The 23579-nt window shown below is 36.7% G+C and carries 20 protein-coding genes, 1 pseudogene and 1 riboswitch; of the genes and pseudogenes, 3 read left to right on the plus strand and 18 right to left on the minus strand.

The window, feature by feature from the left end:
* Positions 1–211 precede the first annotated feature (211 nt).
* A pseudogene (locus tag J2Z23_RS22275) lies at positions 212–534 on the plus strand (hypothetical protein).
* 53 nt (positions 535–587) lie between these two features.
* Here the strand turns inward: J2Z23_RS22275 and J2Z23_RS09290 are convergent.
* From J2Z23_RS09290 to J2Z23_RS09310, 5 genes are all read right to left on the minus strand, one after another.
* Complete coding sequence (locus tag J2Z23_RS09290; RefSeq protein ID WP_057985009.1) at positions 588–1193, minus strand: XTP/dITP diphosphatase; 606 nt, start codon at positions 1191–1193, stop codon at positions 588–590.
* On the minus strand, positions 1190–1948 hold the full coding sequence (gene rph / locus J2Z23_RS09295) for a ribonuclease PH (protein WP_057985011.1): 759 nt from the start codon (positions 1946–1948) through the stop codon (positions 1190–1192). The genes J2Z23_RS09290 and rph overlap by 4 nt, the downstream gene beginning before the upstream one ends.
* Before the next feature lie 395 nt (positions 1949–2343).
* The gene (locus J2Z23_RS09300; protein ID WP_057985015.1) at positions 2344–3396 is read right to left on the minus strand and encodes a GerMN domain-containing protein; all 1053 of its coding nucleotides are present in this window, start codon (positions 3394–3396) and stop codon (positions 2344–2346) included.
* A 523-nt stretch (positions 3397–3919) separates the two neighbouring features.
* On the minus strand, positions 3920–4741 hold the full coding sequence (racE, locus tag J2Z23_RS09305; protein ID WP_057985017.1) for a glutamate racemase: 822 nt from the start codon (positions 4739–4741) through the stop codon (positions 3920–3922).
* 106 nt (positions 4742–4847) lie between these two features.
* Positions 4848–5297, minus strand: a complete 450-nt coding sequence (locus J2Z23_RS09310) for a MarR family winged helix-turn-helix transcriptional regulator (RefSeq protein WP_057985018.1) — start codon at positions 5295–5297, stop codon at positions 4848–4850.
* 517 nt (positions 5298–5814) lie between these two features.
* A riboswitch (PreQ1 riboswitch) is annotated at positions 5815–5859 on the plus strand.
* 8 nt (positions 5860–5867) lie between these two features.
* On the opposite strand from J2Z23_RS09310, the gene J2Z23_RS09315 reads away from it, so the two are divergent.
* Positions 5868–6356: a QueT transporter family protein gene (locus J2Z23_RS09315; RefSeq protein WP_209973725.1), complete on the plus strand. Its 489-nt coding sequence runs from the start codon at positions 5868–5870 to the stop codon at positions 6354–6356.
* Between the two features lie 466 nt (positions 6357–6822).
* Here the strand turns inward: J2Z23_RS09315 and J2Z23_RS09320 are convergent, their stop codons facing one another.
* The 5 genes from J2Z23_RS09320 to J2Z23_RS09340 all read right to left on the minus strand — a co-directional run bounded on the left by J2Z23_RS09320 (position 6823) and on the right by J2Z23_RS09340 (position 12180).
* Positions 6823–7962, minus strand: a complete 1140-nt coding sequence (locus J2Z23_RS09320) for a DUF2264 domain-containing protein (RefSeq protein WP_057985022.1) — start codon at positions 7960–7962, stop codon at positions 6823–6825.
* An 18-nt stretch (positions 7963–7980) separates the two neighbouring features.
* Entirely contained in the window at positions 7981–8964 is a 984-nt protein-coding gene (locus J2Z23_RS09325; RefSeq protein WP_057985024.1) for a hydroxyacid dehydrogenase, read from the minus strand.
* Between the two features lie 63 nt (positions 8965–9027).
* Positions 9028–9849 carry a sugar phosphate isomerase/epimerase family protein gene (locus tag J2Z23_RS09330; protein ID WP_057985026.1) on the minus strand — a complete coding sequence of 274 codons (822 nt, stop codon included), beginning with the start codon at positions 9847–9849 and terminating at the stop codon, positions 9028–9030.
* 10 nt (positions 9850–9859) lie between these two features.
* Positions 9860–11020: a dihydrodipicolinate synthase family protein gene (locus tag J2Z23_RS09335; protein WP_082881227.1), complete on the minus strand. Its 1161-nt coding sequence runs from the start codon at positions 11018–11020 to the stop codon at positions 9860–9862.
* An 11-nt stretch (positions 11021–11031) separates the two neighbouring features.
* Positions 11032–12180, minus strand: a complete 1149-nt coding sequence (locus tag J2Z23_RS09340; protein WP_057985028.1) for a Gfo/Idh/MocA family protein — start codon at positions 12178–12180, stop codon at positions 11032–11034.
* A 369-nt stretch (positions 12181–12549) separates the two neighbouring features.
* Between J2Z23_RS09340 and J2Z23_RS09345 the strand changes: the two genes are divergently transcribed.
* Positions 12550–13368 carry an AraC family transcriptional regulator gene (locus J2Z23_RS09345; RefSeq protein WP_057985030.1) on the plus strand — a complete coding sequence of 273 codons (819 nt, stop codon included), beginning with the start codon at positions 12550–12552 and terminating at the stop codon, positions 13366–13368.
* Between the two features lie 91 nt (positions 13369–13459).
* On the opposite strand, the gene J2Z23_RS09350 is transcribed toward J2Z23_RS09345, so the two are convergent.
* The 8 genes from J2Z23_RS09350 to J2Z23_RS09385 all read right to left on the minus strand — a co-directional run bounded on the left by J2Z23_RS09350 (position 13460) and on the right by J2Z23_RS09385 (position 23514).
* Positions 13460–14281 carry a sugar phosphate isomerase/epimerase family protein gene (locus J2Z23_RS09350; protein WP_057985032.1) on the minus strand — a complete coding sequence of 274 codons (822 nt, stop codon included), beginning with the start codon at positions 14279–14281 and terminating at the stop codon, positions 13460–13462.
* Positions 14282–14295: 14 nt separating this feature from the next.
* On the minus strand, positions 14296–15177 hold the full coding sequence (locus tag J2Z23_RS09355) for a carbohydrate ABC transporter permease (protein ID WP_057985035.1): 882 nt from the start codon (positions 15175–15177) through the stop codon (positions 14296–14298).
* An 18-nt stretch (positions 15178–15195) separates the two neighbouring features.
* Positions 15196–16119, minus strand: coding sequence for an ABC transporter permease (locus tag J2Z23_RS09360; RefSeq protein WP_238456084.1), 924 nt, complete (start codon positions 16117–16119; stop codon positions 15196–15198).
* A 143-nt stretch (positions 16120–16262) separates the two neighbouring features.
* Positions 16263–17855: an extracellular solute-binding protein gene (locus J2Z23_RS09365; RefSeq protein WP_057985039.1), complete on the minus strand. Its 1593-nt coding sequence runs from the start codon at positions 17853–17855 to the stop codon at positions 16263–16265.
* A gap of 247 nt (positions 17856–18102) precedes the next feature.
* Complete coding sequence (locus J2Z23_RS22715; protein ID WP_057985040.1) at positions 18103–20436, minus strand: helix-turn-helix domain-containing protein; 2334 nt, start codon at positions 20434–20436, stop codon at positions 18103–18105.
* A gap of 87 nt (positions 20437–20523) precedes the next feature.
* Positions 20524–21369 (minus strand): sugar phosphate isomerase/epimerase family protein, encoded by an 846-nt coding sequence (locus tag J2Z23_RS09375; protein ID WP_057985042.1) that lies wholly within the window; start codon positions 21367–21369, stop codon positions 20524–20526.
* A gap of 125 nt (positions 21370–21494) precedes the next feature.
* Complete coding sequence (locus tag J2Z23_RS09380) at positions 21495–22262, minus strand: sugar phosphate isomerase/epimerase family protein (protein WP_057995466.1); 768 nt, start codon at positions 22260–22262, stop codon at positions 21495–21497.
* 292 nt (positions 22263–22554) lie between these two features.
* Entirely contained in the window at positions 22555–23514 is a 960-nt protein-coding gene (locus J2Z23_RS09385; RefSeq protein WP_057985046.1) for an ROK family protein, read from the minus strand.
* Positions 23515–23579 lie beyond the last annotated feature (65 nt).

Genomic DNA, 23579 nt, shown 5'->3' on the forward strand with positions numbered 1-23579 from the left:
ATCACAGTTCACTTTTATGAGATACTGCTAAATCTAAGAGTTAATTATGTATTTTAATCTCCTTATCAAAAATTGAACAGAAGGAGAAACCATCAATAATTATGTAGATTGTCTTCTAAACGAATCTTGTTTTCTATCATATATATTTCTGCTAATTATTTTTAAAGCATTAGAAGATGGAATTTTCAAACGTGAGGGAAGGAGAGAAAAAATGTATTGGGAATCTCTTCCTATTTGGTTTTGGGCTATTTACTACTTATTTTTATTGACAACATTAGGATTCGCCGCTTTTAACGTTGTAACAAAGCAACATAAGAGTTTGTCCATTTTAGGATCGGATTCACTGTAACGATTCCAATAGTTAGTCTGATAAATAGTATTAGCAGAGCAGAAGGTATGAACGAATTCGAGCACTTAGTTAGTCATTTCCAAGACGGCGCTGTTTGGTCTATTTTTATAATTGTTGGACTTTTATTCTTACTAGTATGGTGGGGACTATTCCTGTTCAAAAGTCGAGTCATAGATTCGAAATAAAAGAAACCTCGAAAATGGATTGACTTCTCGAGGTTTCTTTCATATAGAGCATTTTACTTTTGTATAAAGAGATCCCTTAATATAGGTTCTAAATTTTTTAAAGCTTCTGACCTATGGCTAATTTTATTTTTTTCTTTATTCGTTAATTCAGCCATAGATTTGCCGACTTCCGATGCGAAAAATATGGGATCATAGCCAAAACCATTCACACCATGCCTTTCAGTTAAAATCTTTCCTTCACATTTTCCAGAGACAAATATTGTTTCTTCTCCCGGAATTGCTAAGGCAAGGGCACAGTAGAACCGCGCTGTTCTTTTATTCTCCGGCACATCTCTCATTTCATAAAGTAACTTATCAATATTTGCCTCATCATTTTTTTCTACCCCCGCATATCGAGCCGAATAAATACCAGGAGCGCCGTCTAGTTCATCCACAATCAATCCAGAATCGTCAGCTAGAACCATTTCATTTAATTCTAAAGATAGGGTTTCTGCTTTAATCCTTGCATTTTCCTCAAACGTATTACCTGTCTCTTCGATATCAGGATGATTTTCTATATCTAATAATGTTGATACTTCTAATCCGAATTGGGAAAAAAGCGTTGCAAATTCAGACGCTTTTCCCTTGTTTTTAGTGGCAATCATTACTTTATTCGTCATGATTGTTTTTTCACCACTTGGTCAATCAAAGTCGCAACCTCACCAAGAGCTGTTCGCTGGATTTCTATTAATTGCTTAATCCCTTGAGTTGCTGCATCGAGCATTTCTTGCAGTTGACTAGTTGAAAAGGTTGCTTCTTCGCCTGTACCTTGTAATTCAACAAACTCGCCATTTCCAATCATAACTACATTCATGTCTACTTTTGCTTGGCTGTCTTCTTGATAGTCCAAATCTAGAATAACTTCGCCAGACTGGCTTATTCCAACACTAGTGGCAGCAAGAAAGTCTTGTAACGGGAATGTTGTCCATTTTTTTTCAAGAGATATTTTATGAAGGGCCATAGCTACGGCTACAAAAGCTCCTGTAATGGAAGCCGTTCTAGTTCCTCCATCAGCCTGAATCACATCACAATCAACCCAAATCGTTTTTTCTCCAATGGCTTCTAAGTCAACAACAGCGCGCAGGGAACGACCAATCAAACGTTGGATTTCCATTGTTCTCCCTGATACCTTTCCTTTAGAAGATTCACGAATATTTCTAGTTTCAGTTGCTCGTGGTAACATCGCATATTCTGCTGTAATCCAGCCTTTTCCTGTTCCCCTAAGAAATGGGGGGACACGATCTTCTATACTTGCAGCACAAATAACCTTTGTATTTCCTACCGTTATTAGTACTGACCCTTCAGGGTGTTTTAAATACTGATTCTCAATATGTACATTTCTTAAGTCCAATGATCCTCTATTTTGAGAGCGCAAAAGATAATTCCTCCTTCATAACCTGCTTCAGCTAAAAAGATACAAGAGGCTGCATCTTATCAGCCCCTTGACTAATGTATGTGTTCAAAAGGAGGAAAAAAGGACTAAGTTAATAGCAGTGTAGTCCCACCAGCAATCCCAACACTAGTTAGTACACCCTGCACGTCGAAAGTTCGGAGCGGTGCAGCTCTGAGCAGCGGAAAAGCAAGCCAGCGAACTTGCGCGTGTGGGGTGACTTCATATCTAGGAAAAGATCCTCCATCTCGAAGTGCCATGTTTATCGGAGGCCTGCAGAACGCAGGCCTCAAAGGCATTGCGATAGGATGTCGGGAATTTAGCCTTTGATCCTTCCTTTTTGAACATCCTCTATTATATAGTATAGCAAATTTTCCTTTTTAAAAACTACCAACGTTCACTTTTTCTGGGCGGTTGACTGGAGCTGTTAGAGCCTCCCCATCTTCCTTCACAATTTCATTATTCCCATTTACCTTAATAGAAACACTCTTAATATCTTCTTGTTCTGTTAAGGAAAGAACGATTGAGCTAAGAGCAGCATCAGAAATCATATTACTATCGCTACTTTCAAGAATGGATTCGTTGAAATCAAGTACTACATTCCCGTCTTCTACTGTAGGTTCATCCACCAATTTAACCCCATTGAATAAAGCTGTAGAGAGTGCCGTTTGCAGACCTGGTCCATCTACTAATTGGTTAATGACAGCCGCAACATCATCTTCTTCAGTATTGGAGATTCGTTTCGTAACAGGGACATAATAAGGATCTCCTTCAGCTTGAGATAAATAATAAACTGTCACAGGGCGAGTATTTGTAATATCTGCAACATTAGAAGCATCAGTATTAATTCCATCTGCTCGAGTTAGTCCATCTTCACTAATTGGTGTTCCTCCAACTGGCATTTCTTTAAGTGCGTATCCGTTTACTCTTAGTTCCACAGAATCAACACTATCAAATTGAGTTAAAGTCCATGTAACAGATTGAAGAATATTCTGTTCATCAGCTTCATTATATTCAGAAAACTCTTCAGAAAAGTCTACTACGGCGACGCCATCCTTAATATCTACATCCACTTCTGTTCCTGCTGGAATTACCGTTCTAAACCCATTGGGAAGGACTTCCGAAATGGGGCCATCTGTAACAAGATACGATAGAACTTGTTTGGCTACACTTTCCGTTTTTGGAAGTTGGATCGATTGTGCCACCACATAACCATTTTTGTCGACTAAATAAAGGTCCCACATTTGCGTATCAGCAGTTTCTTTTGTTGATTCAGATGTTGTTTCTAGTTCTTCTCCCTCCTGCATTTGGGTCACTTCTCCTGGTGGATCCACACTCTCTTTATCTTTTCCGAAAAGACCACAACCGGTTAAGACCATGCTTGCTGTTAAAATACCAGCCAACGTAAAGGCCATTTTTGCCTTTTTTGACATTCGTACCCCTCCTAAGACAGTTTGTACTTCATGTATACGAGCTATCTTTCAGGAATAGACCGGCTTGTCAAAACTTTTTATAAGAAAAGCGGAAGCGACTGTTCAGTGACGTACAAATTTAAAGACTTCTGACGAGATAAAGGAAACACGGCGACAAAGGAGCCAATGTTGACTTATCGCAGGAAGAAGGCGTAAATTTGCTAGTCGCTAGGCGCTGGAGCTGGACAAAAAAAAAGCGGAAGCGACTGTTCAGTGACGTACAAATTTAAAGACTTTCGAGCTGATAAGAAAACATAATGAAGCAATGTTTCAGCATCCTTTTATCATTGGAAGAGTGTAAACCCTCTAGGCGCATGAGGTGATAAATGGTAGCGCCTGCCTGAATGAAAAATAGCTAAAAGCTCGCATTTCTGGCATTATACTTTTTTGCCCAACATCCTTCCTATTACAAAAACGGAAGTATTAGAAAAAAGAAGAAGCTTCCAAAAAAGTCAGTTGATTGACCGTTTTTGGAAGCTCTAGTTTAGTTTCCTAATAGATACTCATGATTTCTAAGATTTACAAATTCAATATGTAAATCATCTATTTGCAACCAGTCTGAAGCAATTCGTCTAAAAATAGATTGTGACCCAGTTGTAAAAAAGCGATGTTTTGGAACGGCTAAAGATGGGTTTAACCAACCATTAAAATCAAGAATCGTGCTTACCTCTTGAGCAGTCTCTTCACCGGAACTAATCACTTTTACTTTAGGCCCCATTTCTTGTTGAATTAATGGTCCAAGCAAAGGATAATGAGTACACCCAAGCACAATTGTATCGAGACCTTTTCCTTTTATTGGAATCAGTGTCTCGGCAACAACTTTTTTTGCGACTGCACTTTGATATTCAAAACTTTCAACAAGCGGAACAAATTTAGGACAAGCTAATTGTTCAACTTCTATTTGCTGATTAATCATTTTTAATTCATGAACGTATGCTTGGCTTTTGATCGTCCCTATCGTGCCTAAAATTCCAATTTTTCGATTTTCTGTTACCTTTAATGCCGCTCTTGCACCAGGAGCAATAACTCCTACAACTGGAATATCTAAAGTTTCACGCAGCTCCTTTAATACAACAGCAGTAGCCGTATTACAAGCAATAACAAGCATTTTAATTTGCCGTTCCACTAAAAATCCAGCCATTTGCAAAGTAAATCGTCTAACTTCCTCTTCTGGTCTCGGTCCATAGGGGCAACGAGCTGTATCCCCTACATAATAAATAATTTCGTTAGGCATTTGCCGCATAATTTCTTTAGCTACGGTTAATCCGCCTACTCCTGAATCAATGACACCTATTGCATGTTCCAACTTTCCCGCCTCTTGTCTATCTAGTTTCGTTGCTATTATGAAATGAGCTTAATCTTAATTCAATAATATTACTTCATCCATGAGCAACTAATTTCATTTCTTTTTTTCACTTCATATCTCGATGTAATCGGGCTAAGTATCCCTTTAAATTCACGACGTCTTGATCAGAAAAATCAGTTAAAACTTCTTGCAAATAGTTTTGTCTTCTTTTGATCACTTCTGCAATGATGTTTTCTCCCTTTTCTAATAAATGAATTCTTACAACTCGTCGATCCTTAGGATCTCTAACTCTCATCACAAGTTCCTTTTTTTCCATTCTATCAATTAAATCCGTAGTTGTGCTACAGGCTAGATACATTTTATTTGAAAGCTCACCGATGGTCATATCTCCTTGCTCCACCAGCCATTGTAATGCAATAAATTGAGGTGGTGTAATAGAGTAATCTGTCAATATCACGCGGCCTTTTTGTTTAATAATCGCAGAAATATAGCGAAGATCTTTTTCTAGCTCTGCAATAACTTCTTCATCTCGCCGCAGGAGTTCATTATTAATCATAATAGGTAAGCAACTCCTTCCATCCTTTTTCCGATCCATAAACATTTAGCAATTAAAGTAGTAATAAAATGAAACTTCAATGAGTGGCAGTTCTTTTATCCCCACTGACAATTTCAGGATTTTCGCAAATTTTTGAAGGGGCCATATACCAGTTAATGAGAGATAAAATGATGTTTCACTATATTGCATTGTCTCTTTTTTTTCAAGAAATATCAAGATATTTTTTAATGTGGGCTAGCATAGATCGAAATATCAGGAGTGTTTAACCAATAGACTGATAAGTCTGATGAGGTATAAATGAATAGTTTTGCAGAAATCACGGTTTTTAAGCAGGAAGACTTTAAGTAAAAATATGGGCTAATTACGGCATTTTTAATGACAGAAAAAAGGTTGACTGGGGAAAATAGAAACATTAAGGATTTGTAAATTGCTTCTATTATTCTAAAATATGGAATTTAATTTTATACCTCAAATTGTGTATAATGGACACTTAAGACTCTAGAATTATATGAGTCAAGAGGACGTGGTTCGAAACCATCCCACGATAAAAAACTAAGGGGAGAATGAATTATGAAAACTAAAACATTGGTGATCAACAGTATTGTTGGTGCACTTTATATTGCAGTGACTGCTTTAATCCATCCATTTGGATTTACAAACATCCAGTTTCGTTTATCTGAAATATTTAACCATCTAGTAATATTTAATAAGAAATACATCTTTGGCGTTGGTATCGGTGTATTTTTAGCCAATTTATTTTTCTCAGAACTGGGACTATATGATCTTATTTTCGGTGTGGGTCAATCTATTATTGCCCTGTCGATTACAATCTTTTCAGGTAAATTTATTAAAGGCATTTGGAAAAGAATGATTTTTAATACATTTATTTTTAGCTTTACTATGTTTATCATTGCGATTGAATTAACTTTAGCTCTTGGTTTTCCATTTTGGTTTACTTGGATTACATTGGCAATTAGTGAATTTGTTGTAATGCTTATCGGGGCACCACTTATAATTGAGCTGAATAAGAGAATCAAGTTTGATAAATTGCTTTCTTAAATTGAGGCTGGGACAAAGGTTTTTTTCATTAAAGAAAAACCGAACTACTAAGTGCATATAACCCGCTCCGGAAATATACTTCGCTTTCGCAGGCGGCAGGTGATTCTTCAGGCCTACAGGATGTAGGTTACGAAGGCGGTTGCGCCACTTAGCCTTTGATCCTCATTTGCACTGCGGATCTCACCGATACCTTTCGACGAACGCGATGTTCTAGTGTGGGCATTGGTCACAGGACGTGCCCGTCACTAGCCGACTTCCCGCAGGAATCTTCATATATTACCCGTGCTATGGTTGTGCACCGTTCTCCTTTGATGCTGAACATTTTAATTCTGTCCCAGTCTCAATTATCTCTCATCACCAGTTCCAAAGAAGCAAATCGCTATTATCTTGCCGCCTTTTTAAAGAATAGGAAATGACTGTTAGAAACTATTTTTATATGATAAGGAAGATCGTGATTGCTATCCTCTTAGTAGGCCTGATCGATCGGGATGGCTTGTCCATCCCATACTTTTTTCGCTGTCCAATCTGCTTGGCCGTTCCAAAATGGGTCAGTTGCTTGTAAACCAAGTGGCAGGAAGACAGTAGAACACAAATAAAGACTACCTGTTGAAATATATCCTTCTCCCAACTCTGGCTGATGGCCGCAAAGACCAATCTGTAACCATCCTTCCCTATCAAATGTACCGCCCATTTCCATGACTCTACGGATAACTGCCGTGAGAGCGCATCTTACTTGCGTAGGTGAAAGATCATGAGGAAGACTTTGCTGCAATGCCATCTGGGCTAGATGGTGAAAGGCACCAAAACGGTATGCAATCGACCTGCCGATAACTGGAAAAGTCCCTTCAGGAGAGATACTCCTTTCTAAAATGCCGGCAAACCTTTCGGCACGTTGCATAATTTTCGCCTTCATTTGTTGCCAATCTTCTGCTTGATGTCCAATCGTATTAATGATGTCGACCAACATGGGTTGGATGACATAACTATTATAATAATCGGCATGATACTCAGGACCATCACCATATATGCCATCTCCTAAATACCATTGCTCATGTTGTTTTAATGCATAATCAACGCGCATAGGATCCCATTCTTCACCAAGCTTATAGAAAGTCACTTCTATCATGGCCGAAAATAACAGCCAATTACTAAAAAATGGTTTACGGGAACGAGTTTGTTTTAGCGCTGTAATGATATTTTTCCGAACCTTTTCTGGAAGCGTATGAAATAATTGATGTGGAGCTCGAATGATTGCGTGAGCAAGAAATGCTGCATCAACAATTGGTTGGTGTCCCTTTGAAAAATTCATATAATCTGGAGATTGAGGATCAGTTGCTGCATCCATTCCCTTTTGCACAAGCTTGATATATTGTTTCCGCAGTCTCCCTTCCTCACCAGTCTCTGGCCCAGTTTCCAACCATGGTGCCATTCCACATATCAATCTAGCAAATGCTTCTAAATAAGTATATTCATGTCGATCAGACAGTTTTCCTTCAATGGGCATCTTTTCTTTTAATTGTTGATTTGCTAATGAATGAAGGACAGGCTCAGCTATTTGAAGCATTTTATCTATCCAATAATTTCGATCTGTAATTGACTGACCCATTTATTTTTTCTCTCCTTATTACGCCATAATTTTAGATCTTTCTTCTGTTACCAGCCATTTTAATTCCTTCCCATCAAGGAATCGTTTTAATTCCGCCAACATATAAGCACCCATTCGCTGACATTCATTTGCCATTGAGCCACCAATATGAGGAGTTAAAATAACATTCTCTAACTCATAAAGTGGAGAGTCTGCTACAGGGGGTTCTGGATAAGTGACATCTAATATTGCATAAAGATCAGGACGCCTTTTCAATACATCTATCATCTCATCTTCTCGTACAATCGCTCCACGCGAAGTATTAATAAAGGTTGCATTTTCTTTCATTGAAGTAAAATGTTCACCAGTAATAAGGCCTTCCGTTTCTTTCAACCATGGAGTATGCATGGACACAACATCAGAGCGTTGGAAAACCTCCTGTAAACTACATAATTCAACATTAAGCTTTCTTGCATCCTCATCTGAAACATATGGGTCATAAGCAATCAATTTCACATCAAATGCTTGCAGCTTTTCACACAAGCTTTTCCCGATCATCCCTAACGATACAATACCAACTGTCGATCCATAGGCCCCTGGTACATCTGTCTTCGTGATTAAGTTTTTCTCCTTTTTTGTTTGTAAAACATAATGCCAGCCGCGCTTTAAGGAGAATAAAATCTGTGATAAAGCGTATTCGACAACCGGAACACCATTCGCGGCATAGGCACTTGTCATTTTAATATCACGTTTCCAAAATTCGTCTGTTATCATATATTTAATGGATCCTGCTCCATAAAAAATAGCTTTTAGATTTGGTGCAGCATTCAAAAATTCCTCATCTAATAACGGGCCACCCCACCCGGAAAAAATAATATCCACATGTTCAAGTAGAGATAAATTTTCACGAATTGTTTTTCTAGTTTGCGGTGGACCAGAAATATGAACATATTTCTTGATCTCCTCATATGTACTTCCGTAAATAAGTTCAACATCATCTAGTATAAATAAACCTTGTAACATTTTATCCCCTGCTTTCAATGGAAATAGAAACAGGGAGAGAGGATTTCCCCTCACTCCCAAACATTATACATATTGTAAATAACGTTCCTTCATCAAGGCTAGAACATCGTCCCCTGGCATATCCCAAATTTTTTGATTAAAGATTTCCACCTCTATCGGACCAGCATAGCCAGCTTTTTCAACTGCTAAGCGAATTGGTCGTAGATCAATGACACCATCTCCCATCATTCCTCGCCCCATTAATAAATCTGGTGTCGGAACAAGCCAATCTGAAACATGATAGCCTAAAATTCGACCTTCTGCCCGAGAAATTTGACGGTAAAGATCTGGGTCCCACCATACATGGAAAACATCAACAATTACTCCGACTTCATTAGGTGAATATTTTTCTGCCAAATCATTCGCATGCGCCAAAGATACAATGACAGATCTCTCTGCCGCATACATTGGATGGAGAGGCTCGATTCCGAGCTTGACTCCTCGCTCTTTCGCATAAGGTACAATTTTGTCAATTCCCTCTGCAACCATTTCACGTGCAGCGACAAGGTCTTTATCAGGTGCAGGACCACATACTAAAACAAGAGTTTCTGCTCCTAACTCGGCAGCTTCATCAATCGCTCTACGATTATCTTCAATTCTTTGGTCACGCTCAAGCTTTGTTGCTGCAGGAAACATTCCGCCACGGCAAATACTTGAAACTTTTATCCCCGCATCTTGGATGATTTTCTTACTCTCTTTCAAACCAATTTCCTCAATTTTATGACGCCATATAGCAATCCAAGGAACTTCCGCGCGAACACTTCCTTCAACAGCTCCTTTTAAACTCCAAGGATCTGTTGTAATTTGATTTAAACTTAGTCGATCAATATTTTGTAATGAACTCATACTCTACCTCCTAAACAATCCCGGATAATTCCGTAACAAGTTTCATTCTTTTGACTGCTAAATCTGGATCTGTAAGTAAACCGGCCTGATCTGCCAATACAAACAGTTCGGATAAATGAATCAATGATCTTGACCCTTCTGCCCCACCTATCATTCTAAAGTGCGATTGATGTCCATTTAAATAAGCCATAAATACAATTCCTGTCTTATATGCATAGGTTGGTGCTTGGAAAATATGCCTTGATAAAGGGACAGTCTTTTCTAAAAGCTTATGATAGGTTTGTAAATCCCCTTCATCTAATGTATGCAAGGCAGCAGAGGCAGCAGGAGCAATCGCATCAAATATACCTAATAAAGCATGACTATGCCCCAATTCATCTCCCTGAATAAGACGCGCGTAATTAAAATCATCCCCAGTGTACATTTTTACCCCTTCTGGAAGCTTACGTCTCATTAAGATTTCCTTCTCTTCATCTAATAGAGATATTTTAATCCCATCTACTTTGTCCGCATTTGCTTGAATAACTCGTAAGCATACATCCATTGCCTGATCCAAATCCGTATGTCCCCAGTAACCAGTTAAAGCAGGATCAAACATATCGCCGAGCCAGTGTAATATAACAGGTTTTGAAACCTTCTGTAATATATGGTTATAAACCCTTTCATAATCTTCCGGACCTTTGGCACAAGCTGCTAGAGCTCGACTTGCCATTAAAATAATTTGGCCACCAGCTGATTCAACAAACTCACACTGTTCTTCATAAGCTTGGATGCAATTCTCGATTGTCACTTCTTTCCCGGGTAATAAATGATCCGTTCCAGCTCCACAGGCAATTCTTCCATTTACTGATTTTGCTTCGGCAACTGATCTTAAAATAAGTTCCTTCGCCATTTCCCAGTTTAATCCCATACCTCTCTGTGCTGTATCCATCGCCTCTGCAACCCCTAAGCCAAGGGACCATAAATGATGGCGATAGGCAAGTGTTCCTTCCCAATCGATTTGAGCATTATTCAATGGGTCAGTATTAGCAAATGGATCACTAACCACATGTGCTGCTGAAAAGGCTATTCTACTTTGAAATGGCCTATCAGGAATCACAAATGTCGACCCCTTGGAAGGTTTATACGTATATAAAGTGCCATCAGCTGTAGGTAATTGTATTGAAGCCATTTATATCCTCCTTAAATTGATAATTCTGGAACATCAATCCAGCGTCTTTCCTCTGAAGATTTTAATCCTAGATCAGATAATTGGGTTCCTTTTGCTCCCTCTAACAAATCCCATGGAAACTCTTCATCTACAACAACATGCTTTAAAAATTGCTCCCATTGGATTTTAAAGGCATTTTCGAACTCTTGATTAGCGGGTACTTCCTCCCATTGCTCTAAGAAGTTAAATGGATTTTCGATATCTGGGTTCCAAACTGGTTTTGGCGTATTGACACGATGTTGTGACTTACAATCTCGCAATCCAGCAACTGCACTTCCTTCTGTTCCATCCACTTGGATTGTTAATAAATCATCTCGATTCACTCTAACTGCCCAAGACGAATTCACTTGTGCGACAATTCCTCCCTCAAGTTCAAAGGTCGCATAGGCCGCATCATCTGCCGTACATTCGTATTCTTTTCCCCCTTCATCAATTCTTTTAGGAATATGAGTCGTCGCATACGCAGATACTGCTGTGACATTGCCAAACAAGTTATCAAGAACATATCGCCAGTGCGCAAACATATCGACAACCATACCTCCACCATCTTCTTTACGATAATTCCAAGATGGGCGTTGAGCATCTTGCCAGTCTCCTTCAAACACCCAGTAACCGAATTCCATACGTACGGATAAAATTTTTCCAAAAAACCCAGAATCAATTAATCTCTTCAACTTCAATAATCCTGGTAAAAAGAGTTTATCTTGAACAACCCCGTTTTTAACTCCCGCTTCTTTTGCAAGCTTTGCCAGTTCCAGTGATCCTTCTAGACTTGTCGCTGTTGGCTTCTCACAATAAATATGTTTTCCTGCTGCAATTGCTTGTTTAATAGCTTCGGCTCTCCGAACTGTTGTTTGAGCGTCGAAATAAATAATATCATTTGGATTAGCAAGACAGGCCTCCAAATCTGTACTCCATCGCTCGATATTATACTTGTCTGCAAGTGTTTTTAACTTTTCTTCGTTACGACCAACTAAAATCGGATCCGGCATAATTACGTCACCATTCGCTAGTTGCACTCCTCCTTGCTCGCGTATTGCGATAATAGAACGAATTAAATGTTGATTCGTGCCCATTCTTCCCGTTACACCATTCATAATGATTCCAATATTATGCTTCATCTTAATCCCATCCTCTATGCTTTATTTACATATAGTTTAAACGTTTTCAACTCTCACTTCTTATGAAATTAGGAAAAAGATTCTTAATTTCGGAACTGTTTTCACGCTAATATATGGTAAACTTAACAGTAGAATGACAGCGCTTTTAATAAGAACAATTCAAAATTCGCCAATAGCCGATATTTGTAATTCCCGTTCGGCCAAAGTTCACAAGACTAATCCGTAAAGAATGCTAGATTACTTTACCTTTTGAAATAGAGTGTTTTTAGTAATAATTCGCTGCTCTTCTGCTATATCGTGATTTTTACTGAACATTATCAACATCGTCTAAAATGATGTTACTTTTTAGCTATCCAAGGAGAGAAGAGTATGACATTAAAGAAAATCCCCTTACCTCATTGGGGCGCATATCTTTATGAAAGTAGACATAAAGCAGGTGATCTAGTAAAAATACATCACCATGATATCCATCAAATCCTTTATGCCATAGAGGGAGATGGAATCATTCTTATTGACGATCAAAAACATAAAATAGCAAAAGACCAAGGAACTTTTCTTGCTCCCTACACATCACATTCTATTTTCTCACAAACAAGTCTTACCTTACTTGTATTAGCTTTCGATATTCATTCATTAAAAGATTTTGGAGATCATAAGCTCAATAATCAGTTTTTCAAATCTTCTAGATTTTTCACTCCTGATCTCATCGCTAGTAGTGAGTTGAGGCAACAACTAAGGAAAATGCTTTATGAACAAACAACTGATGATCCTTTATCTAGTTGGGCATTGAAAATTCATTTATTACATATCTTATTAACTCTTATAAGACTAGCAGAAAGAACAAGAATTTTAGATAAAAATAGCCTGCGTACAGAGACAATCAAAAGTTATATTGATACCCATTACTACGAACCACTTACTGCTAACGATATAGCTGATAAGCTAGGTATTTCTGTTCGCTATGTAAATACGATTTTTAAAGAATCCTATCAAAAAACACCTATGCAATATCTGATGGAAATACGAATTGAAAGAGCCAAGAAATTATTAAGAGAAACCGATAAAGAAATTATTACGATCTGCTTTGAAGTCGGATATGAAACATTATCGACTTTTTATCGAACATTTAAAAACGAGACAAATTTGTCACCAAAACAATACCGTGATCTCGGACAATCAGAGGCATAAATACATGCCTTTAAAAGGGGTTTTACATTTCTCATCAGCTTGATGATGCGCAAACAGGCAGAGCCTTAAAGATGGCTCTGCTTGTATTCTCCTACTCTTCTTTAAGTTGTTTCATAAATTGAATATATTGAGGGATAGCCACCTCGGGTTCTTCAATCTCTGGACACCATACTTTTTCCCACTCCAATGTGTAATAGCCCTCATAGCCATTTTGCTTAAGTAAATGAAGGATTCGTTTCAATGGGATATCCCCTTCCCCCATTAAGCAAAGTTGATAGCCCCTTGGTGCCGTCTCATCAGGATAAGAATCCTTCCAATGAGTATACTTAATACGATCACCGAGCAACTCCCACGTCTTTTCCGGTTGCTCTCCTTCCGTCCGATATGGGTGATGAATATCCCATAATACTTGTACATGCTTGGAATCTGTAAGGCGTAAAATATTTTCTACATATTCGCACTTAGTCCACGAGTCATGAGTCTCTAATATTAACGTCACCCCATATTGCTCTGCAATTGGAAGTAACTCTGCTAAATTATTTTTTACGAAGTCAATAGCTTCCGCTCGTGATATCTCTCCAATCCCCCCTCCAAAAACACGAATAAATGGGGTGTTAAATTCTTGGCATAACCGACCATACTGTCTTAATTCCTCCTTAAAACTTTCCAATTCTTTATTCGAAGTTGTAAACAAACGTATAGAACTAGAAAAACAAGGGATCTCAAGGTCTGCTTCATTAAATTTTCTCTTCGTTGTTTCAATATCACTGGAAAATTCAGGTAGTTTGTAGATTTCCATTTCCCCTAAGTAGCCACGAAAATCCACCCCATCATAGTCAAATTCCACTGCCTTTGAAATAATCGTATCCAGATTCCATTCTGGACAACCGAGAGTTGTAAATGCAAGTTTCATTGAATACCTCCTATTTATTCTTTAATAGACCCGATCATTACACCTTTAACAAAATATTTCTGTAAAAATGGATAAAGGAAGAGTATAGGTATTGTTGCTACTATAATTGTAGCGTACTTAACTGTTTCTCCAATTGGATAACGATCTCCTCCTCCGACTCCTGTAATAAAGTTATCTGTGCTATTTTCAATTAATATTTCACGGAGTACTAATTGAAGCGGCCATAAATCATTATTTCGTAAATAGATCATCGCATCAAAATAGGCATTCCAATGTCCGACACCATAGAATAAAACCATAACGGCAATAACAGGCAACGAAAGTGGAAGTATAATTCTAAAAAGAATTGTCCAATCATTCGCTCCATCAATACGTGCAGATTCCTCTAAACTATCCGGTATGCCTTTAAAAGAGGTCCTCATGATAATCAAATTCCATACACTAACAGCATTGGGAATAATGAGGGCCCATCGTGTATCAATCATTCCCAGCTGCCCAATTAATAGATAAGTAGGAATTAATCCCCCACTAAAAAACATTGTAAAAGTGATAAACATCATGATTGGTTTGGTTAACATAGCATTTTTCCTTGATAAAGCGTATGCCCCAATGCTTGTTAAGAAAATATTAATTATTGTCCCAACAATCACATAAAAAATGGTGTTTAAATAACCAACTATGATCATTGGATTTTGAAAAACCAATTCATAAGCTTTGACTGTAAAGCCAAGTGGTAGAAGTAATATCCCTCGATTTTTTGCCAACAACCCTGGATCACTTAATGAAGAAAATAAAACATATAAAAAAGGATAAAGAGTGGCAATTATGAGGCTAACCATAAACAAAACATTGAGAAAATCAAAGACCTTCTCTCCTAAACTAGCTTTTATTTTCATATAATCAACTCCTTATCCTTACCAAAGACTTGTTTCACTTACTTTTGCACTAATTCGATTCGCCAAAACTAAAAGTGTTAAATTTATTACCGCATTGAACAACCCGACTGCGGCACTAAAACTAAAATTAGCCTCTAAAATACCTTTACGATAGACATAAGTTGAAATAACATCAGCAGTATCATATGTTAATGGATTATACATTAAAATGATCTTTTCAAAGCCAACACTCATCATTGAACCGATTTGAAGTATAAGCAGAATGATAATGATAGGCGCAATACCTGGGATGGTTACATGTAAAGCTTGCTTAAACCGATTTGCGCCATCAATTTTTGCTGCTTCATAAAGTTCTGAGTTAATATTAGACATTGCGGCTAAATAAATAATCGACCCCCAACCAATACTCTGCCAAATTCCTGAACCAATATAAAGCGTTCGGAACCACTCAGGCTTTTGTAGAAACGAAATGGGCTCTATGCCAAATAGGATAAGAAATTGATTAATTAAACCATCTTGAGTAGTAAAATCAACCAACATTCCTACAACAACTACGACAGATATAAAATGTGGTAAATAACTAATTGTTTGGACAATCCTTTTAAACCACATTTTCCTTAATTCATTTAATAATAGAGCCAATATAATGGGAGCAGGGAAGGCCAGTAATAACTCATAAATATTAATAAGAAAAGTATTCCTAATTAAGCGCCAAAAGTAAAAACCTTTAAAAAAATCAAGAAAGTGCTTAAAACCAATCCACTGACTCCCCCATATGCCTTCTGTCAAACTAAAATCTTTGAAAGCAATTTGGACTCCGTACATTGGTCCATAATGAAATATGATGTAATAGATGACCACCGGTAAAGCCATAATATAAATATATTTATTTCTTTTTAAGTCTTTGCCGAGACGGCGCCAATAACTCTCTTTTTTGAGCATTAACTCAGTTTTCGTTTTTATTTCGCGATTTTTCGTAACAGTCTCCATCGTGGGGCAGTCCCTCCATTTCCTTTATCACTAGATCATCCACCTGAATAGGAAGGTAAGCGCTTTACTCACCATCAAAGCGCTTACCATATTAATTATCGGTCATTATAACGTTTTAACGCATTTTGTTGAATTTCAGTTGCCCGGTCAATTCCCATAGATTCAATTGTTTTAACAAAATCGTCAAACTTCGAAAGGGGTTCTTCTCCCATAATAAATTTATTGATCATTTCAGACTTAAAAGTATTAATATCATTCATAATCGAAGCATATTCAGAGCTTTCATCTTGAGTTGGTGTAACAAGTGGCATTGCTCGCTCATTTGAACCCTTTTTCCAATTTTCTAAAGCTTCTAGTTGCTCAGGCAAATTATTATATTGCTCTGCATATTCCTTCGCTTGGATAAAAGGTCCGCTCCAACCAGCAGGTACATACATAGCCAGTCCTTCTGACATGGACTTGCCATCCGGATTATCTGTTATCACTTCCTTGTAGGTTGGATAACCATCTATCATTTCATAGCTTTCTCCCTCAATACCAAAGTTAAAAAGCCTGAAACCTTCCTCACCATACTTATAATCCAACCATTTTACTGTTTCCTCTATATTTTCATTATCAGCCGTAATCGCAGCACCAACACCGTTATAATTCACTTCTGCTAGATTGAAAGGTGGTATTTCCCCTTTTTTAAGCACCGGATATGGAGCACCAGTTAAGGCAAAATCAGGATCGTCCTTCTTCAGTTGCATATACCGTAAAATACTGCTTCCAGAATACCCCATAAGAGCACCAAGTTGATCATTCGTTACTTTTGCGTCTTTCAATTTATCATCTGTTGCAACATATTCCTTATCAATCAAACCTTCCTCATACCATTTGTTCATCAAAGACAAAAATTCTTTATATTCCGGTTGAATGGGTCCATATTTAACCACACTATCTATATGATAAAATCCATTTGTAATCCCCCATGCTCCAACAAAAGCATTAGATGTGATGGCATCTTTATCAATTAGTAATGGTATTTCATCATTTTCGCCATTTCCATTTGGATCCTGTTCTTTAAAGGCTTTTAATACAGTGTGCCATTCATCAATTGTCTCAGGAATTTCTAAATCTAGTTGTTCTAGCCAATCTTTTCGAATCACTGGACCATAAAAAGTTAAATTCAATTCATCTTGACGTAGAAACGGAAAAGAATAAATACTGCCTTCATCAGTAGAAATCATTTTTTTCCATTCTGGATGTTCTTCTAATATCTTCTTAAAGTTTGGAGCATATTCATCAATATATTCATTTAAACGAACAATTTTCTTATCTTTTATATACTTCTCAGGCCCTCCGGGAACAGATGTCCAAATTCTTTCTATGACATCAGGTAGCTTACCTGATGTCATCATTAAATTAAATTGTTGATCTTCTTCTCCTGAGGCTGGATGATCAAATTTTACTTTTACACCAGTAGCTTCTTCTAGCTTTTTATAAGCGGCCATTTCGTTATAATTTTTTAACGTGTCTGGGCGATTATTTGATACCCAATAAGATAAAGAGAGTGAGCCATCCTCTGCTTTACCACCGGAAGTTTTTTCGCTCTCAGAAGAATTACTACAACCTGATAAAGCGGTTACAATTAGAAGTAAAGCAATAAGACCTAATATAACCTGTCTTTTCCATTTAAACTTATCCATCTAATATTGACCTCCCTTAATATACTTTGTTCAAAATAAAGCACCTTTTTCCTCCCTTCGCCTAGCTTATTCTCATACTTACATATCCCTCTAAGCGTGTTAATCATTAAAATATAAGATAAACTATCCAAATTTAAGAAACGAAACTATCAATATTTAATATTCACTATCATATATTCATAATGAGCATGGGATTTTTAAGTGTTTTAGAAATAAAAAGTGATTAGCTAGTCATTTCGCCAGCTTTTTAAGAAGAAGTATCTAATTTATTCTTCTTTTGACTGGCACGATATTTTCCAGGTGTAATGCCCTCTTGCTTTTTAAAAATCCTAATTAAACCCACATCATTTGCATAGCCAATACGATTGGCTATTTGGGCAATGGTTAATGTCGTCTCGTCAAGATACTTCTTTGCGACCTTTATACGAATCTTGGCAATAAATTCAGTTATATTTTCACCTTGTTGTTTTTTAAAAAAGGTTGATAGATATTGAGGTGTAATATTCATTTCTTCCGCAATCGTTGTCAAACTAATCATTGGATCATTATAGTGGTTATGGATATAGTCTAGGATCATAAGTAGCAACCCCTCACTTTGATCTGATCTATTCCCTCTCATTTCTTCACAGAGTTTTTTATATATCATTTTAATTTTTTGGTGAATTTCTTCCATCGTCTCACAATCAAGTACTTGTTGAACTGGATCTTGTTCTTCACTAAACACATTTTGGTGTTTTATCTTTAGGCTGTTCAGAATTTTCACATGTGTACTCATCATATTAAAAAACAAACATTTTCCTAATGATAAAGAGATACGTCGAGAATGGAAATTTTCCACAAAAACATTATCAAGAATTGTTTCCGCTTGCTCATAATCAGCTATTTTAATACAGTTCATTAATTGCATTTCAATTTCTGCAGGATAATAATAATCATGAGCATTTTCACTCGTCTCATTAAAAAAGATTACGCGATTATTCCCTTTAATCATACGATAATTTAGTGCCTGTACAGATTCACGATAAGAATTTACAACTTGAGTTAAACCTTTGTAAGTATTTCCTATTCCAACTGAAATAGCGATTCCAAATTGGTCTTTTAAAATGACCTTTAACTGCTGAGTTACTGAAGATAAGGCATTAATCTGCTCCTTCTTCGCAATATTTACTATACTCGCAAGTCTCCTTTGCCCCAGTTCTACAACAAATCCATGATGATTTTCATTTATTAACTCATTAGCGATATTACTAATCATAAACCGTGTTATCGCCCAATCTTTTTCTGAAATTTCTTTAGCGTCAGCATCGTTTTTCTCAATATCAATAAGTATGACTAGAAACTCATCACTAAAAAAAGAAATTCCCATAAAGTTTAGTGATTCTTGGTTAACTGTCGAAGTATCTATAAACCCATTCAATAATCGAATAAAGAAATTCTCTCGAACCTTAGGTATTTGCGCTTCTAAAGAACCCCTTAATTTTCTTTCTGTATTCCATGAAAAGTGAAGACTTTCTTGAATAAGCTGATATTCATTTTCTTCGAGTTTATCTTTTCCATTAACATTTTTAATTATTGATTCTACTAAATTTCTTACTGGAATATAATGATAACGAGCTAATAGATAGCAAGCTATAAATCCACCAATCAAACAGGTGAACAATAGAAAAACAGCTAAATTTTTCACAGTATTTACTTCTTTCATAACAAAGCTTTTTGGAATAATTGACACATACTTCCACCCTGAGTCATCAGTAACAATATAAGAAACGATAATATCCTTATTTTTAACCCGTTGCTCCAATATCCCTTCACTTTTATTAAGATCTAAGTTCAATTGCTTTAATTTTGCACTATCTTTAGCTGTTGTTGTAATTACATTATTTTGCTTATCTAAAATAAATATACTTCCCTGCTTTTCCCATTCAAGAGTTCGTAAGATGTTTTGAATCTTCTGTTCATTAATTAAAATGGTTAGATATGCTTTGGGATTTTTTGTTTCTCCTGGCGGTAAGGGTTGGACATAACTAATTGTTTTTATTGGTGAGGCTGTGACGCCCTCCAATAGTGTACTAACTGGAAAGTATTTGGGTGAACTTTTCACTTGGGTTATACTATTCTTCCAATTTACATAATCCAATTCCTTATCATTGTATATATCATTAAAAAAAGTAGATGAATCGGTTTTAAACGTGGGGCTAAGCAAAATATCTCTTTCAGGTATGTAAAGATAATAATCATAAATGAATGTATTAGACAGAGAGTACTGTTGCATATCTTTCATAAAAGAATAATAATCATTGATATCAAATTCATCTTTTTCCGAGTGTTGCCGCAGAATGTAACTAAGTTTAGGATGAAAGGAGATTTGAGAAGAAAGTGTTGTAACTTGCTGCAATTCGTGATCAATTACATCACTCGCCTGTTTAAGCAATGTTATATTGGATTGGTCTGTATTGTCTTTTAAAATCGCTTCCATTTTCTTATACAGTAGGGTTTCAAATATAATAGGAATTAATAAAATTAAGATAAATGATAATAATAATGTTATAAATACACTTTTTCGATTATACTGTCTTTTCACTAGTTCTCCCCCTATGCATGTACTAACAATATAAAAAAAGATACATGACATGATGACCATGTATCTTTTCTATATTAATTTTGCTCACTAATTTTCAATTCCACTGAATACTCCCTCAAAGGCTTTACCCGATTTTTCAGCTAATACTTCAGCAGTTTCTTGTGGCTGTTCAGGTGATAGGATTTCCTGAGCGACAACCCCTTTATAACCGATAGTAGACAAGGCTTTCAAAAAGGCATTTAAATCAATGACACCCTCGCCTGGGTATAGTCGATCATTATCTAAGACTTCAACTACAGGGATATCCTTAGCATCATTAATATGAACATGAGTAATTTGCGCCGGATCTAGTGCCAATAAATCTTCTACTGTTCCATTTGTTGTATACCAATGATAACTATCTAGTAATAAACCAACATTCGGCTCACCAATCACATCAATCCACTCTACTGTTTCCTGCATGGTCCAAATAAAAGGATATGTCCAAGCTTTTCTTAGGTGATGAGGGCCAACAAATTCCAAGCCCAACTTGACACCGTATTCTTTTAATATTTGGGCACATAATCGTAATCTCTTTGTTGCCTGAACCATATAATGTGCTGGTTTTTGATCTGTTGCAGGCAAAACATATGTACAACAACTTTTACAGTCAAATGCTGCTGCAATTTGAGCATCTTGTAATAAGGTCGACAATCCCTCCTTAAATTGTTCATCAGTTCCTCTCCATTCTACAGATAACCCAATAGAGCCTATGATGACCCCATGTTTATGTAAGAAAGATTTCGCTTCTTCTAATCCCTTCGTTTTAACCCAATTATTTAACTCATTACCTGATGTATCTATGGCTCCAAAGCCGTTTTCTGAGGCCAATTGAATCAGTTGCTCTATATCTTTTACTTGACCTAGCCCCGCTGTACTTAAACCTTTTATCATTCTAATTCCCTCCATTAACTTTTTATTGAATCTATTATTTTATTGTTCGACAAGATCCTTTAATTTCCTTTCTTTTTGTAAAAGTAAAAACTGACAAACATGAATAGCTTGTCAGTTTTGATTTCTTATTTATTTAAATATGGAAGTTTACCTTTAAGGTAATTAATACTAATTTCAATACTTTCAAAAGGTGTCTTACGCGATTGGTCTTGTTCAACAACCCACCATTCAACATTTGCTTCTTCCCCTAAGGCTAGTACACTCTCTAAATCAACTCCACCAGTTCCTAGCTCTGCAAAGAACTGTTCTTCATCTACAGTCATATCTTTTAAATGCACTAAAGGGGTTCGGCCTTTATAACGCTTGATCCATTCAGTTGGCTGCTCTCCAGCTTTCGTAAGCCAATAAATATCTAGCTCTGTTTGAATATTTTCTGATGGCACATCATCAAAGATTGTTTCCAAAGCTGTTCGGCCATCTGCAAGTTTTTCTAATTCAAAATCATGGTTATGGTAACAAAGCGTTAATCCTTCTTTTCTACAAGTTTCGCCAGCATCATTAAAGAACGTTAACAAAGATTGATAGGTTTCTTCATTTCTTTCATCTGGTAACAAGAAAGGGCATACAATATAACGACTTCCTAAAACTTTCTGTTCTTCAATCACCTTTGCTAGATCATTTTTTAAATCAGCTAAGGGTACATGACTCGCAGCCGCTTTCAAACCTACTTCATCTAAAATTTTACGGACTTCTTGAACAGATAAATCTCCATACCCGGCAAATTCAACACCATCAAAGCCCAGTTCAGCTACCTTTTTCAAAGTTCCAGCAAAATCTTGTGCACTTTCCTCACGCAATGTAAACATTTGTACAGCAACAGGTATTTTTTTCATAATGATCCTCCTTCATTACAATTGAAACGTTTCGATAATTCTATTCTAGTTGACTATTGCTTATTATTCAAGTATTTTTCCACTTTTTCTGATAAGTAAATAGATTTAATAAAAACTACAACATTTTAACTTATTACACAAAATCAACAATTAGATTATATTTATTCTTTGGAGAGGAAGGGGAAATATAATTGTTAAAGTTGATTCTCTAGACTTTTCCTTCCTCCTAGAATTCAAAATAGATTATAAGTTTTTTATGACGTGAGTTATTTTCCAACTGCTTCAAGCTTTACTAAAAATGCTTGGCCCGAGCTAGTGAAGCTGCTCCGATTAGTCCTGCAGAATCCCCCAGTTCTCCCGTTACAATAAGTGGTTTTTTTTCATTAATATAATATTTTTCAAATATCTCCTTTATCGGGTCCGTTATAAAGTGTCCTGCTGCTGCTACCCCACCTCCAATAATAATGACTTCAGGATTTACTAAGTATGTAGCCGAGAGTAATTTAAACCCTAATGTGGTTGCTACTTCCTTAAAAACTTCAATCGCTACTTGATCCCCTTTTACGCTAGCCTCATAAACTTCCTTTGCATTAATTTCTCCGGCTAAGCCATTTAAAATGGTTGGTTTCCCCGATTGAATCGCTTGCTTTGCTAACCGAGCAATTCCACTAGCAGAGGCAATGGTTTCTAAACAGCCAATATTTCCACAATTACATACTGTATCATTACCAGGAACTGGATCGTGGCCAATCTCTCCAGCAAAGTAATTGGCACCAGGAATCATTTTTCCATCGATCATAATCCCAGCTGCCATTCCTGTTCCTAAAGTGAGGCAGATAACATTTTCTAAACCTGCACCTGCTCCCACTGCTACTTCTCCCCTTGTGTAAGTCCGTACATCATTATCAATAAAAGTTGGTAAAGCTAACCTACTTTTCATCTCTTCCGCAAACGGAACATCCTGGTATCCTAAATTAACAGCATTAATAACGATACCGCTTTCAGGATTAACAATACCTGGTACTCCAATTCCTACACATTCCACCTTATTTTGATAATCATTTTTTACTATAAGCGCATTAATCTCTTCTGCTAATTCATCTAAAAATTCTACAGGTTTATTCGTTTTAGCAGGAAAATTCGGTTTTAAAGTAGGCAGACTTTTCTTTTCCAATAATGTCAAATCTTGATTAAACAACCCTATAACGGTATTTGTCCCGCCTATGTCCACTCCAACGATCCCCTTGATCATTTGATCACTCCTATAAATAACCTTTTATTATCACATTTCTATTATACTATTATTTTCAAATTTAT

The organism is Lederbergia galactosidilytica, from assembly GCF_017873565.1.
Taxonomy (GTDB): domain Bacteria; phylum Bacillota; class Bacilli; order Bacillales; family Bacillaceae_C; genus Lederbergia; species Lederbergia galactosidilytica.

Bases quoted from the DNA above. Each gene is read 5' to 3' on its own strand.
- J2Z23_RS09320 (WP_057985022.1), bottom strand. From the start codon at position 7,962: ATGGGTCAGTCAATTACAGATCGAAATTATTGGATAGATAAAATGCTT.
- J2Z23_RS09300 (WP_057985015.1), bottom strand. From the start codon at position 3,396: ATGTCAAAAAAGGCAAAAATGGCCTTTACGTTGGCTGGTATTTTAACA.
- J2Z23_RS09350 (WP_057985032.1), bottom strand. From the start codon at position 14,281: ATGAAACTTGCATTTACAACTCTCGGTTGTCCAGAATGGAATCTGGAT.
- J2Z23_RS09385 (WP_057985046.1), bottom strand. From the start codon at position 23,514: ATGATCAAGGGGATCGTTGGAGTGGACATAGGCGGGACAAATACCGTT.
- J2Z23_RS09335 (WP_082881227.1), bottom strand. From the start codon at position 11,020: ATGGCTTCAATACAATTACCTACAGCTGATGGCACTTTATATACGTAT.
- J2Z23_RS09380 (WP_057995466.1), bottom strand. From the start codon at position 22,262: ATGAAAAAAATACCTGTTGCTGTACAAATGTTTACATTGCGTGAGGAA.
- J2Z23_RS09310 (WP_057985018.1), bottom strand. From the start codon at position 5,297: ATGATTAATAATGAACTCCTGCGGCGAGATGAAGAAGTTATTGCAGAG.
- J2Z23_RS09360 (WP_238456084.1), bottom strand. From the start codon at position 16,119: ATGCTCAAAAAAGAGAGTTATTGGCGCCGTCTCGGCAAAGACTTAAAA.
- J2Z23_RS09290 (WP_057985009.1), bottom strand. From the start codon at position 1,193: ATGACGAATAAAGTAATGATTGCCACTAAAAACAAGGGAAAAGCGTCT.
- J2Z23_RS09375 (WP_057985042.1), bottom strand. From the start codon at position 21,369: ATGATAAAAGGTTTAAGTACAGCGGGGCTAGGTCAAGTAAAAGATATA.
- J2Z23_RS09330 (WP_057985026.1), bottom strand. From the start codon at position 9,849: ATGAGTTCATTACAAAATATTGATCGACTAAGTTTAAATCAAATTACA.
- J2Z23_RS09315 (WP_209973725.1), top strand. From the start codon at position 5,868: ATGAAAACTAAAACATTGGTGATCAACAGTATTGTTGGTGCACTTTAT.
- J2Z23_RS09340 (WP_057985028.1), bottom strand. From the start codon at position 12,180: ATGAAGCATAATATTGGAATCATTATGAATGGTGTAACGGGAAGAATG.
- J2Z23_RS09355 (WP_057985035.1), bottom strand. From the start codon at position 15,177: ATGAAAATAAAAGCTAGTTTAGGAGAGAAGGTCTTTGATTTTCTCAAT.
- J2Z23_RS09365 (WP_057985039.1), bottom strand. From the start codon at position 17,855: ATGGATAAGTTTAAATGGAAAAGACAGGTTATATTAGGTCTTATTGCT.
- J2Z23_RS09345 (WP_057985030.1), top strand. From the start codon at position 12,550: ATGACATTAAAGAAAATCCCCTTACCTCATTGGGGCGCATATCTTTAT.
- J2Z23_RS09325 (WP_057985024.1), bottom strand. From the start codon at position 8,964: ATGTTACAAGGTTTATTTATACTAGATGATGTTGAACTTATTTACGGA.